At 68.9% G+C, this 12,740-nt stretch carries 11 protein-coding genes and 2 pseudogenes; 2 read left to right on the top strand and 11 right to left on the bottom strand.

The annotated features are described in order from the left end of the window. Positions 1-43: 43 nt before the first annotated feature. The 4 genes and pseudogenes from ACSHXN_RS46645 to ACSHXN_RS46630 all read right to left on the bottom strand — a co-directional run bounded on the left by ACSHXN_RS46645 (position 44) and on the right by ACSHXN_RS46630 (position 4,496). Complete coding sequence (locus ACSHXN_RS46645) at positions 44-1,222, bottom strand: FAD-dependent oxidoreductase (protein WP_438302319.1); 1,179 nt, start codon at positions 1,220-1,222, stop codon at positions 44-46. A 94-nt stretch (positions 1,223-1,316) separates the two neighbouring features. Next, entirely contained in the window at positions 1,317-1,838 is a 522-nt protein-coding gene (locus ACSHXN_RS46640) for a hypothetical protein (protein WP_438302318.1), read from the bottom strand. 395 nt (positions 1,839-2,233) lie between these two features. Further along, positions 2,234-2,428 (bottom strand): annotated as a pseudogene (locus ACSHXN_RS46635) (hypothetical protein); the annotation flags it as partial. Positions 2,429-2,528: 100 nt separating this feature from the next. Next, positions 2,529-4,496, bottom strand: a complete 1,968-nt coding sequence (locus tag ACSHXN_RS46630; protein ID WP_438302317.1) for a SpoIIE family protein phosphatase — start codon at positions 4,494-4,496, stop codon at positions 2,529-2,531. A 354-nt stretch (positions 4,497-4,850) separates the two neighbouring features. Here ACSHXN_RS46630 and ACSHXN_RS46625 point away from each other — a divergent pair, with 354 nt between their 5' ends. Then, the gene (locus ACSHXN_RS46625) at positions 4,851-5,288 is read left to right on the top strand and encodes a hypothetical protein (protein WP_438302316.1); all 438 of its coding nucleotides are present in this window, start codon (positions 4,851-4,853) and stop codon (positions 5,286-5,288) included. Positions 5,289-5,776: 488 nt separating this feature from the next. Then, positions 5,777-5,950 (top strand): hypothetical protein, encoded by a 174-nt coding sequence (locus ACSHXN_RS46620; RefSeq protein ID WP_438302315.1) that lies wholly within the window; start codon positions 5,777-5,779, stop codon positions 5,948-5,950. A 273-nt stretch (positions 5,951-6,223) separates the two neighbouring features. Here the strand turns inward: ACSHXN_RS46620 and ACSHXN_RS46615 are convergent. The 7 genes and pseudogenes from ACSHXN_RS46615 to ACSHXN_RS46585 form a co-directional block, all read right to left on the bottom strand. Next, positions 6,224-6,910, bottom strand: a pseudogene (locus ACSHXN_RS46615) (GAF and ANTAR domain-containing protein). A 143-nt stretch (positions 6,911-7,053) separates the two neighbouring features. Further along, positions 7,054-8,253, bottom strand: coding sequence for a PP2C family protein-serine/threonine phosphatase (locus ACSHXN_RS46610; RefSeq protein WP_438302314.1), 1,200 nt, complete (start codon positions 8,251-8,253; stop codon positions 7,054-7,056). Between the two features lie 161 nt (positions 8,254-8,414). Further along, complete coding sequence (locus tag ACSHXN_RS46605; RefSeq protein WP_438302313.1) at positions 8,415-10,091, bottom strand: SpoIIE family protein phosphatase; 1,677 nt, start codon at positions 10,089-10,091, stop codon at positions 8,415-8,417. A gap of 96 nt (positions 10,092-10,187) precedes the next feature. Beyond that, complete coding sequence (locus tag ACSHXN_RS46600; RefSeq protein ID WP_355136627.1) at positions 10,188-10,541, bottom strand: STAS domain-containing protein; 354 nt, start codon at positions 10,539-10,541, stop codon at positions 10,188-10,190. A 342-nt stretch (positions 10,542-10,883) separates the two neighbouring features. Next, complete coding sequence (locus ACSHXN_RS46595) at positions 10,884-11,480, bottom strand: SMI1/KNR4 family protein (RefSeq protein ID WP_356295269.1); 597 nt, start codon at positions 11,478-11,480, stop codon at positions 10,884-10,886. Positions 11,481-11,683: 203 nt separating this feature from the next. After that, the gene (locus ACSHXN_RS46590; protein ID WP_356295266.1) at positions 11,684-12,229 is read right to left on the bottom strand and encodes a GNAT family N-acetyltransferase; all 546 of its coding nucleotides are present in this window, start codon (positions 12,227-12,229) and stop codon (positions 11,684-11,686) included. 212 nt (positions 12,230-12,441) lie between these two features. After that, positions 12,442-12,690 (bottom strand): hypothetical protein, encoded by a 249-nt coding sequence (locus ACSHXN_RS46585; protein WP_356114653.1) that lies wholly within the window; start codon positions 12,688-12,690, stop codon positions 12,442-12,444. Positions 12,691-12,740: the final 50 nt, after the last annotated feature.

Below are 12,740 nucleotides of genomic sequence, written 5' to 3'. Positions count from 1 at the left end.
GGTCCGGCCCGTGTGTCGTCACCGAAGGGTCGGTCGTGGCCCCCTACATGAGGGACCGGGCGAGGGCGTCGGACAGCCGTGGGGCGGCGAACGCGGTGCCGCAGGTGAAGCGCAGCAAAGGTCCGAATGTCGCTGCTGCATGGATGCCGGTGAAGTACAAGCCCGGCACGGACGAGCCGAGTCCCTTGTCCAGGCGAGGGAACCCGCCGGTGCGATCGAGCGCGGCGCGCAGTTCGGGGGCCAGGAAGTCCAGCTTGTCGAGGTGGACGCGGTAGCCGGTCGCCGCCAGGACGTGCCCGGTGCGCAGCGTGTGGGTGCGTCCCTGAAGGTCCTGGGTGGTTACGGTGATGCGCCCGGCTTCCTTGTGGGCGGCGGTGATGTGCTGCCCCAGCAGGTGCGGCACCGCCTCCAGGCGGGGTTTGAGCCACCAGGAGCCGAACGGACCCAGGACTTTCTTCACCAGGCCCAGCCGGGTCGTGGCGGGCAGGTAGCGGAAGAGGGCCGCTTGGTGCACGACGGCATACAGGGCCCAGGAACGGCCCAGCGGGGTGTCCGGCTGCCAGTGCGGCCCCGGCGTTGGGGCCGCCCCGAAGGCCAACCGTTCAGTGCGCGCCATGAGTTGCACGTGAGCCCCGGCTTCGTGCAGGAGCGCAGCGCTTTCCTGGGCAGATTGCCCAGCGCCGACCACGAGCACGTGCCGGCCCGTGAACGCCGAAAGGTCGGCATGCTGCGCGGTATGTGAGACCAGGCCCTCGGCGACCAGAGGAGCCAGGGGCCTGGGCACGTGAGCGATACCGTCCATGCCGCTCGCGATGACAACCGCAGCTGCCTGCACCTCCTCACCCGAGGCGAGCTTGAGGCGGAAAGTGTTGTCGCCTTGCCGGTCGACCCCCAGCACCCGCACGTCCTCCACGTCGGGCACCAACTGCTCGGTGAACCAGCGCCCGTAGCGCACGAACAGCTCGATGGGCACGCGGTCGTGTCCGGACAAGTGTGCTTCGTTCGACTGACGGCAGTAGTCCTCCAGCGTGAAGCCCGGCCCGGGTGCGGACAGCAGCGAGGCGCTGGGCGGTGACTTCAGGAGCATGCCCTGCGGCATGTTCTGGCTCCAGCTCGCCATGGGCGTGCCGAAGACGCGCACGGACAGCCTCCTGGCGCGTAGGTGTGCGGCGGTGGACAGGCCATACGGGCCGGCCCCGATGACAACGACGGTTTTGGACACGAGGGATCCCCCCTGGCACCGGCTGCGTCGCGCGCGGTGCCGCAAATGGTGGTGTGTGACGGCGTGCCGGAACCGCTCACCGCAGGTGCAGCGATCAGGCGGAAAGCGGCGTGGGGGAGGGAGGCCCACGCCGGGCCACTGCTCGGGACAGGATGAGCAGGCGTGGAGATGTCCGCGTCAGAGTGCTGGTGGCGGGCGCCCGGGGCTGCCGTGCCTCGGGCACGGCGTAGGTGAAGAGCAGGTACAGCTCGCGCCAGAGAGGCAGCGGCAGGCGGCGCAAAGTGCCCTCCAGGTCCCGCAGGACCCGGCGGCACCCGGCATCCGCGCGGTGCAGCATGAAGGACACCAGGAGGGTCAGCAGGATCTGCAGCAGCACCAGCGACGGGCGGCGGCGCACCTCTGCACCCCACGGCCCCTCGCCGGCGGGCTCAAGGACGCGCAGCAGTTCGAAGCAGCAGCAGGCAACCACCTGACCTGCCACGAGGACAGCCAGCCAGCGCCCCGCGGACGCCGCACCCGTGGCACGCGGCAGCGCGAAAGCGAAGAGCCCGGCCACGACAAGAAGGCGCATCGGCCACGACGGCATACCGCCGAAGAGGAGATGGTCAGTCTGCATGGCCAGCAGGGTGCACGCGGTCGAGAACGCCCCCGCCCTGACGGCAGCCGCGACTAGCGCGGCAACGGTGTGGCCACGCCGACGCAGATAAGGCATACCCCCCAGGCCCGCCATAACATGCCCATGATGGAGCACCCTACGTCTATTTGTCACTCATTCACCCACAACGCGGTGCACCGATCAGGCAATCCCACGCGCCACGGGGCGGCGATCTCCTGGCTGGAGAGGGCCTCTTTGCCGCGGCGACGTGGGTCCGGGGTGTCGACGACGATGTACTTTGAGCTGCCGAGCCAGTCCATGGACGCGGCTCGGGCCCTCCTTTGTGAGGTTCTTCGTGGGTCTCGACGGTCTTGTCGACACCCACCACGACGAGAGCCTGCAGGCGAGCGAGTTCCTCACGCTGGTGGAGCGTTGTCCCGGGTGGGACTGGCGTCGTCAACCGAGCACAGACCTGCAGTAGACCGGCGCACGCCTACGTCCTGTCTCCGGGAGGAGATCAGGACGGCTGCGAGGTGCAAGGCTGCCGGGCAGGCGGCAGCGAGCTCGTCCGCCCGCATGGCGATGCCACGCCACTGCTTGAGTCGGGCGACGCCCGGGTCAGTGAGGGCTGCGGCGCTTTCCACCCTTACCGCAGCGTCTCGTGCCAGCAGCCAGCGGCCGGCGTCGGAGCCGGGACGGGCGCGGGCGCCGTCACGTGCGTCGGATGACCAGCACGGCCACGTCGTCGAGGTGGTCGACCGCGGCCGCCGCGGTGAGGATGCGGTCGGCGGTCTCCTCGGCGTTCAGCCCGTCGTGGACGGCCTTCCCGGCCATGGCTCCGGCTTGTTCCAGTCCGGCCTCCAGCGTCAGGTCCGGTCCTTCGACCACGCCGTCGGTGACCATGACCAGCGCACTGTCCCTGTCCAGGGTGAAGGTGTCCTCGCGGTACTCGGTGCCGGTCACCACGCCCAGGACCGGCCCGCCGGGCAGCTCATGGACCTCGAAACTGCCGTCTTTGTGCGCGCAGAGCACCGGCACATGACCGGCGCTGGTGCCGGTGACGCGTCCGTCGTGCGGATCGACGTGCAGGATGGTGCAGCTGGCGAACCGTGCGGGGGCCAGCGTGAGGAGCAGCTCGTTGGTGCGCTGCAGCACCGCTGTCGGATCCGGTTCCTGGGCGGCGATCGCGCGCATGGACAGGCGGACCTGTCCCATGAAGGCGGCGGCGTCCACGTCGTGCCCCTGGACGTCGCCGATCTCCAGGGCGATCGTGCCGTCGGGCAGGACGAAGGCGTCGTACCAGTCTCCGCCGATGTCCAGTCCGTCCCGGCTCGGCCGGTAGCGGGCGGCGACGTCCAGGCCCGGGAGGTGCTCGGGCAGCGTGGGCAGCATGGTCTGCTGCAGTGCCGCGGCCAGTTCCACCCGTGTCTGCTGCAACCTGATGCGCCGCAGCGCCTGGCCTGCCAGGTCGGCCAGCGTGCCCATGAGGGTCCGCTCCTCCAGCGAGGGCCGGTGCCCGCTGGCGTAGGTCAGCATCCACGCCCCCAGTGGCTGATCGCCGCTCTCGCTGAGGGGGGTGATGGACACGGTGTAGTTGAAGCCGAGCGGGCCCAGACACGGGAAACCGACTCCGTGCGGCCAGCGGCGGATGTAGTCCTGCCGGTTTGCGATGAACAGCGGCTCGCCGGTGCGGATCGCCTCGGGTATCGCGCTGGGATGGTCCAGCGGCAGGCTGTGCCGGGCCTGGGCTTCCCGCATGGATATCCCGGCGTCGGTGGACACGTGCAGGCGGCCGTCGACGACGAGAGCGAGCAGGGCACCACTGGCCCCGAAGGCCGCGGCCAGCCGGGTCAGAACGACCTGCCGCAGTTCCTGCTCGGTGGCCGCGGTGATCAGGGCAGAGGAGAAGTCGGCGACCTCCATGGCGCGCTGTCGCTCGGCAGCCAGTGCCGTCTGCGCCTTCTTCCTGCGCTTCTCCTGCTTGGTGTCGTCCCGGACCAGCCCGAAGATCCGTTCGGGTCCGTCATAGCCCAGCTGGATGCGACGGGTCTGAACGGCCAGATGATGCCAGCCGTCGTGCGCGGTGAGGTACCGCAGCTTCACCCACGGGGACTGGGCGGGGGTCGCGCGCAGGAGCTGCCGGAAGGACTCCCGGTCGTCCGGGTGCACTGCCGCGATCACTTTGGAGAGCGGCGCGGTGGGGTCCGGGTAGAACGCGACCAGAGCGGCCAGGCCACTGAGCCACTCCAGCCGGCGTTCCAGGGGTGAATACATCCACAGGCCGACATCGGCGGCCTCGGCGGCCAGCCGGAACGGGATCAGCAGGCTGGCCAGGTCGTTTCGCGCATCCAGGGAGTGCACCCAGACCAGCTGTCCGTCACCGGAGGGATCCTTCACCGGCTGCGCCTGGAGCAGGCAGGCAACGGGTGCTCCGCCCCGCCCGGGGAACTCCAGTACGCGCATCGCGACCGTCTTCGTCCTTGTGGCGGTCACCACGAGGCTTCCGGCCGATATCCGCTGCTCTGCGGGCCACAGACCGCCGAAGTCACGGCCCAGGCAGTCCTTTGCGGGCCTGCCCAGCGCTATGGCCATCGCAGCGTTGAGACGGCGGATGGCACCGTCCAACGTCAAAAGAGCCGCCGGGGCAGCCCCTCGAAGAAGTTCGTCCGAGGCGTCCATCTGTGGCTCCCTGGTACATGCCAAAACAGCCCCTTCACTCATGTTCGCGCATTTTGCGGCGCTGTCTCGGTGAAGGATGGCGGGTGTTCCGGGCCGGCCGGGTGCTGCGTACCCGGGGGATCACCGTGGAGGGGCGGCTGCAGAGGTCCCACTGGTCCGACTAGGTCAAGCTCGACAGCCACGGCGCACGGCATGAGCGCACAGGCGCGGAAGGCGGTGCCGAGCGGGCCGAGATCACGTACGACCCCGACAACACTATGGTTGGCCGCCGAAGATCCAGCCGCAGGGCGTACTTCGTGCGACTGCGGCCTGGAACGCGAAGGGCCGCCCTGCTCTTTAGAAAAGGAAGCAAGCTTGAGACCGCCGTTCCTGCTCGCCACAGCCCTCGGCTGCGCCCTGTTGCTCTCGGGCTGCGCAGGGCTGTCGGGCGGCCTTCCCTCTTACGGAAAGCCGGTCACGCAGGCGCAGCTCGTCGGCATGTGGAAGGGCGGCTGGAGGAACATCTGTCACGCGACGCTCATGCTCCGCTCCGACCACGGCCTGAGCGCTACCGGCTTTCCGACCGACGATGACGACGCCCGTCACTCGGAGGTCATCCGCCGCGTCTCCGGCATCGGAACCTGGATGATTTCCCCGGGAGTCGACAAGGGCGACCCCCCGACCCTCGACCTCACTATCGGCGCCACGGACCACAGCCTCGACTTCGCCGCCGGCCATGGTGGCACTCTGGTGCTCGCCGAAACGATCGGGGATCCCGACGACGGCGTCGGCTGCCGATTCACCCGCACCTGAGGCACACGTCGGCAGTCCGACATCAGCTCCGAACCCGGCGAAGCTCCGCACGGTCTTCGGGACCGGGCCGACCCTCCGGTTGACCCTCACCTCAACAGCGGCGCGACCGCCGAGGAGCGCCAGTTTGAAGGTAACAACCAGTGCGAGCATCAAGGGCGATGCTCCTGAGTACGTGCCACTGTACGAACGACTGCGAGGATTGATCGCGGTACCACTGGGCGGCCAGGCCGCCCAGTGACTGACGCTTTGAGCTGTCCGCGACTGCAAGCTCATACTCGATGGCCACGGCAACGGCTTTCCCGCTGATCAACACAGGCCGAGGGGGCGGCAACCGAGCAAAAAACCAGGTCAAGCCCATTCGGAGTAGAGTGAAAGTCACGTAGTTCTCCGGAGGCTGCACGGAGCTACGACAGGCTCACTGCGAGTCCGTTGCCGAGCGCGGACACCGCTCCGCGCGGCGTTGACCGTATCGAGGGAAGTGAGCAGCGATGTTGGCGCTCTTCCTGTTTTTCGTACTCGTGGCTGTCGCCCTGGGGCTCGTCGGCGCGCTGATGCATGGGCTCTTTTATCTTTTGATCATCGGGGTTGTGGTCTTCGTGGCTAACTTCGTACTCCTGGGCGCGGGTTGGTCCCGGCGATCGCACCGGCACCTCGCCCGGTGAGCGCCGCGCCCGCTGCGCAGCGTATGGGGAGAAACCCTCTAGATGATGTTGAGATGAGGCGCCGCAGCACCCGCCGGGAAGCCTGCTCGCCACGCTGCGCCAGTCCGTGCTGCGCGATCAGATGGGACCGACGAACGGCACGTGGAGGTTTCGTTGGCGTACGCCCACAGCAGCGCACATCCATAGCCGACCCCGGCGTGCCGCGACCTGCGTGATCCGCATGCCGTCAGGACCCGGCCTGGCAGGCGGTCGTCAGCCGCGCCGCCGCTGGATCTACAGGCTGCCCTGTTCGCAGACGCGGCGCGCGACCTCACGGAGTTTGATGTTCTTTTCCTGGGAGTACCGGCGCAGCACGTCGAAGGCCTGCTCTTCGGTGAGCTGGTGGCCGCCCATGAGGATGCCCATGGCTTCGCCGATGACGTGGCGGGTGGCAACGGCCTGGTGCATTTGGGCAGCGGTTCGGGCGCTGGAGAAGGCGACCGCGGCGTGCGAGGCCAGCAGCCAGCCGGCCGTCTCGCTGGCCTCGGTGAATGCGCCCGGACGACGGGAGTAGAGGTTGAGCGCACCGAAATCTTCGTCATCGGTGAACAGCAGGAATCCCATCATGCTGCCGATGCCCAGTTCACGGGCCGCGGGAGCGTAGTCGGGCTAGCGTTGCTGTTTGTGGGTGACGTCGGAGATACGGAAGATCCGTTCGCTTTCGCGGGTGCGGGCGGCGTCGAAGCAGGGGCCCTGGCTGAGACGCTCCTGGAGCTCGTCGCTGGCGCGGGCGAGTTCGTCCGTGGGAGCGAGGGTCTGTACGTGCTTTCCGTGCAGGACGAGGATGCCGGCCGCGTCACAGCCTTCCACCAGTTCGGTGGCCGAGCGGGTGATCCGCTCCAGGGTCTCGTCGACCGTCTTCTGGGAGAGCAGGTCCCGTGCCATGGAGGCCATCTGCTGCGCGAACGTTCGCCAGTCCATACCGTCCTCCCTCTCGCCAGTGCCGGCATGGTGTCTGTGCACGCCTGCCCGCCTCATGCCCTTCTTATCTGCCCTTGGTCTCCTGCACGCTCTGGCGAGTGCGCGCAAGCGATAGGTGACGCTGGGCTCGGGCGGGGCCCCCATCAGATGCCGGCGCCGGCCCATGCGTGGCGGCCCTTGGCCTGGGGGCCGTGCCAGTCCAGGCAGAGGACGGTCGCGTCGTCGGCGAGGTGCCCGTCCGAGGCATCGGTGACCGCGGAGGTCAGGGTGCGTACAACCTCGCGTGGATGGTCGGTGGCTGTGTCGTGGATGAGTTCGGGCAGGTTGAGGGATTCTGCCCCTCGTTCTTGCATGCCGTCTGTGTAGAGCACCAATCGGTCGCCGGGCTGCAGATCGAGTTCTTGTACGCGGTAGGGGGCGGCCGATGCGATCCCGAAGGGCAGGCTGACGGCGATGTGCAGTTCGTCGACCCTGCCGTCGCGCAGGCGCAGCGGCCAGGGGTGGCCGGCGTTGACGAGTTGTGCGCTGGTCCCGTCCAGGGCGATCCGCAGCAGTTGGCCGGTGGCGAAGGTGCTGCGGCCGTGGTCGAGGAGGGCCTGGTGGGTCCGGCGGGCCTGCTCGGCCAGATCGGCTCCGGCGCGGCGGGCGCCGCGGGAGGCGCTGATCAGGAGGGTGGCCATGAGGGCGGCCTCGATGTCGTGGCCCATGGCATCGGTGATGGACAGGTGCAGGGTGTCGTGGTCGAGGGTGTAGTCGTAGGTGTCGCCGGCGCAGTTGTCGGCGGGGACCAGGGTGGCGGCGAGGGCGAACTCCGAGGCTTCGCAGGAGGGGGCCGCAGGCAGGAGTTGGCGCTGGATCTCGCCCGCCAGGGTGACCGGGCTGGTGCGCTGGCCCCAGTGGTAGAGGTCGGTGAAGCGACGGTCGGTGACCAGGATGTACGCCAGCGCGTGCGCCGCTTCCCCGATCTGGTCCAGCACCTCTTGCGTGATCTGGGGCAGGAACAGTTCCAGCACGCCGATGGCGTCGCCGCGGTTGGTGACCGGGGCGAGCACCCGGTGGCCGCGTCCGTCATCGTGCGCCTGCACGAGTTTCTGGGTGCGCAGGGCTTCGTCGTAGACGCTGCCTGCCAGAGGAACCTGATCAGCGCGGCGTCCTCGCTGGGAGTCGGTGTCCTTGCTGAACCTGATCATCTTCCGGCCGGCGATGTCGACGAACAGAAACGACGCGTACCGCGCACCGAACCGGTCGCGCAGACTGCGCGCCACCACGTCGAGGGACTCCACCGGCGCGGCATTCTCTGCCGCGCCCAGAACGTCGGCCAGCCACATCCGATCCCGTGCCATGACATCTCCCTGGGCTCTACGGTCTCCTTCCCGCAGTCACCGCAGGCATCACCACGCCCACCTTCTCAGCGCGCAGGTGGGCGGTGAGGGACCGAGCAAACCGTGCCCGTTCGCTGCTGTATCGGCTGAACCGCGCGCGTTTCAGTGCGCTCCGGCGCAGGTCAGCTGTTCTGTGGCCGGGTGGGGGTGCGGGCGGCGATGAGGGTGATGTCGTCGCGGGGGTCGCCCAGGGTACGGGCCAGTGTGGTGCACAGTTGGCGCAGCGGCAGGTGGCGGTGGGTGGTGGCGTGCTGGCGAAGGCGCGTCATGCCGTCGTCGAGGGAACGGGTGCGGGATTCGACCAGGCCGTCGGTGTAGAGCAGGAGTGTGGCGCCGGCGGGCAGACGCGTGTGGGTGGTGGGGCGCTCGATGGTGGGGCGCAGGCCCAGGAGCATGCTGTGTGCCCCGGCGAGGTAGTGGGCGTTTCCGTCGGCGGTGACCAGCAGGGGTGGGGGGTGGCCTGCCACGGACCACGACGCCAGCCAGGCCCCGCTGGTGGTCCGGTGCAGGCGGGTGAAGACCGCCGTGGCGGAGTCGGCGAGGGTCAGGCGGGCCTGGGCGGTGTCCAGGCGGCGCAGGATCTGGCCGGGGAGGTCGTGGGGGCGGTCGACGGCCAAGGCGCGGAGCATGTTGCGCAGTTCGCTCATGCGGGAGGCGGCCTGGATGTCGTGGCCCGTGACGTCGCCGATGACCATGGCGAGATCGCCGTCGTCGAGGAGGAAGGCGTCGTACCAGTCGCCGCCGACCTCGGCTGCGTGCTGGGCCGGCTCGTAGTGGGCGGCCAGTTCGATCCCCGCGACGTCGGGCAGGTCGGTGAGCAGGGCGCGTTGCAGGGCTGCGGCGATGTTGGCCTGGGCGGCGTGCAGGCGGGCGTTGTCCAGGCCCAGGCTGATGCGGCGGGCCACCTCGTCCGCCAGGACGCGGTCGGCTTCGTTGAAGGGAGGGCTGGCGGATGAGCGGGCCAGGGTCAGCGCGCCGAAGGTCGTGGCGTGCAGCCGCAGCGCAAGGACGAGCGCCTCTTCAGCTTCCACGAGCGTGAGCAGATCGGGTTCGCCGCCGGCTGCGGGTGCGAGGTCGCTCAGGTGCTGGGTACCGGCTCCCTCGATGACGCGGGTGACGGCCGCATGATGGGCGGGGTGCTGCGGCGCCGGCTCGTCGCAGGGACTGCTGGGCAGTACGTCGGGCGTGTGGTGGGCGGCAGCCGCGAGGCGATGCGTGTGCCCGTCGGCCAAGCTGACCAGAGCGGTGTCGGCAAGGCGGGGCACCAGCTGGCGCACCAGGCGGTGCAGCGCCTCGTCCGCGTCCAGGGTGGTGGTCATGGCCAGCGTCAGCTCACCGAGCCAGGTGGTCTCCGCCAGATCGTATTCGGCCTGCTCGCGCATCGTCTCGCTGAGCGCGTACCGCTCGGCCCGGCGTCCTTCCCGCGCACGCTGGGCGGTCGCGTCCTGGAACACGACCACCGCACCGTGATCGCCTCCCTCCGCCGTGGGCAGCGGAGCCGCGGTCCACCACACCGCAAGCGGCGTGCCGTCGGCGCGCAGCAGCACGGCGCGCTCGCCACTGATCCGTTTGCCCAGCGCCACGTCCTGCAGGATCGGGCGCTGGACGGGCACGGCCGCCGACTCTGCGTTCGAGGGGTGCAGAGTGCGGTGGGCGTTGACCCCGATCAGGGTGCCCGGCTCGTAGCCCAGCAGCCGTTCGGCCCCCGGGTTGCAGGCGATCACCGTGCCCTCGTCGTCGACGGCATACAGACCGGCGTCCGCCGCGGCGAACAACACCGACATCAACGCTTCGTCCACGCCGACGCCCATAGCGTCGTCTTCTCTCGGCCCGCTCTTCACTCTGTGCATTGTGCCCGCATCCTGCTGTGTTCCAGCAAGCCCTCTCATCCGCCTTCACAGACCCGGGCGATCACACGCCGCCGGGACGCCGGCGAAAACCCCGACCACGGTGTCCAGCCCCGTCAGCTCCAACATGCGCCGCACCTTCTCGCACGGGCCCGCCAGCCGCAGCGCGCCGCCCAGCGCATCGGCCCGCCGCATGGCGTACACCAGCACGCCCAGAGCGGACGAATCCATGAACGACACGCGTTGCAGGTCCAGCACCATGCGCGCGCGACGGTCGGCTATGAGTGCGTCGACGATTTCCCGTAGCGCCGGTACCAGGGCCAGGTCCACCTCACCGGTAAGGATCACCACTGCCCACGCCCCGCAGTCGTCGGCGCGTCGCACGCTGGGCACTGCAGTCATGGGAGCTCCTTCCGCACTGGGGAAATTCCGCATCTCGCCCCTGGTGGCCGCAGCCCCGTCCGAGCCTGTAACCAGAGCCCGCCGTCATAAACAGTCCCGTGCAACTGCCGCGGAATACCGACCACAGCCGACCGGTGCCGAGTGGGCACGAAGACAGCACCCAAGCCCTCATCGAGGCTGCCGCGCCGCGCAGGCACGATGGCGAGCCGAGCGCTCTCCTGAGCCGTCCCGGGGGCCGTTTACACCACGCCGATCAGGCGGATCAGGGCAGTGCGGTCGGGGGGGGGAGATGCCGACTGCGGCGGTGCTACGCCTGATTTCCTTCCGGCATTGCTGCGGTCCTCATCTGCCACCGCCGCCCGGTCGATGGACCCAGGTGATCTCAGGTCGCACTGCCGGCAGTGCCCAGTGCTCCAGGACACCGCTCACCAGATCAGCCAGGAACTGAACCGCTCCACCGGTGTAGTGCCACCACGCACCGTTGCGCGAGGCGACGGTGACCATCCATTCCTGCGGCCCGGCGGGGAGGGTGGTCCACAAGAAGAAGTCCCCCTGGTTGGAGGTGGCCCAGGGAAGCAGCCCGCCCGGCGCGGGGTAAGGATGCATCGGGGCGGCCAAGTCGGCGTCCTCGCACCACTCGGCGACGATTTCCAACTCTTCGTGGGTGTCTTGGACCCATCCTGCCTCGGCGCCTGGCGCCGGGCCGCCAACGCGCATGAAGTCACTCAGCTCGAACGTCGGGTACAGCTCGCAGAGGAGCTTGTAGTCGGCGGGCAGGGCCGTCCCCAACAGGCCCTCCAGACGAGGCCAATCGACACGCACCGGTGTCGGCAGACGGTGGGCCACCAGGCCGGGCAGCACCCGTTCGAGTTCCGCGACCGACTCGGCCGGGTCGATCAAACGACAGCCCGGGGCCTGGGTACCAGCAAAGTCGTCCACGCGAGCAGACTGTCACAACACGCTCCGATCGACGTCCTGGAGGTCACGAACGGAGCCGCTGCGCTTCTACTGCTCCTGGCCCCTGCGTTCGACCTCCTCCAGCGGCGCGAGCAGCGATCATCGCTCCCGTTTGGCTGCCGCTGTCTTCGACTGCCGGCCTGACCGAAAGACGTGCAGCACGATGTCACCCGAGGGTGCTGGTGTCACAAAGGCGACAACATCATGAGGACCTCGTCGCGATCGCCATCGGCGGCCAGCCGCAGAGCGCCGGGCCACCGGCCGATCTCCTTCCAGCCGAGCCGGCCATAGAACTCTTCGAGACCGACACCACCGCGTGCGGCAAGGTGCAGTTGCTCCAGGCCCATCTCATCGCGGGCGACCTCACGGACCCGGCGCATCAATGCCGTGCCGATCCCCTGGCCCCGCACGCCGAGCCGGGTCTGCACGTGGTGAATCGTGCCCCAGTGCGCGACGGGCGGGTGGGGATCGCGGCGGATGTTCAGCCAGCCCGCGACGGTGCCATCGGCCAGGGCGATCAGAAGGCGGCTGGTCGGTGGAGCCAGGTTCTCGATGATGCGGTCAAGGGCGGCGGTGACCTCGGCGGCATCCACCGGCGGAAAGGGGAACCCGGCCGCCCCGCCCGCATTGCTCACCTCGATCCAGCAGTCCACGAGGGTCTGCTTCAGCTCGTCAGTGATCTCGTCCGGGTCGACGATCTGTATGAAGCCAAGGGCGTTGCTGCTGGTCATGAGGACGAGTGTCACAAACGAACCGCGCTCGTCGACACGCGGGGCACCCACCCGAACATCGCTGGCGCAGACAATGATCCACAGGATTGACAATCACTCAGCGGCCACCCCGTTTCCAGGTGCAGTCCTGGAGCAGCGGCTCAATCCGCGCCCACTGCCCGTCAGTCAACAACCCACCCGGACCAGCGATCAGAGGATCAGAGAGTGGCGGGCTAATCGCCCGAGAACGCAATCCGCAGGTCTCTGTCCGCGCGGCAGCGCAAGGCCCAGGCCAGCAGCGTCGCGATGGCCTCGTGCTCGGCACCCCTCAGCCGAGCACGATGTGAACCTTCCAACTCCCGCACCATCCGCTCCACTGCCTCACCGTGCAGCGTGGTGTCCCCGTAGGGATCGACGTCGGCCAGGGTGGGGAGCCGGTGCCGTCCCAGTCTCTCGAGGGCCGTCCAGAACTCGTCATCCACGACTATCCGTTCCAGCGTGCCCGTCGTGAGGTGCGGCCCTGCCTTTCGTT

Origin of the sequence: Streptomyces sp. HUAS TT11, assembly GCF_051553595.1 — a bacterium.
In the GTDB taxonomy this organism is placed as follows: Bacteria; Actinomycetota; Actinomycetes; order Streptomycetales; family Streptomycetaceae; genus Streptomyces.
The sequence above is the reverse complement of the archived record's forward strand: the minus strand, read 5'-3'. Positions and strand labels throughout refer to the sequence as shown.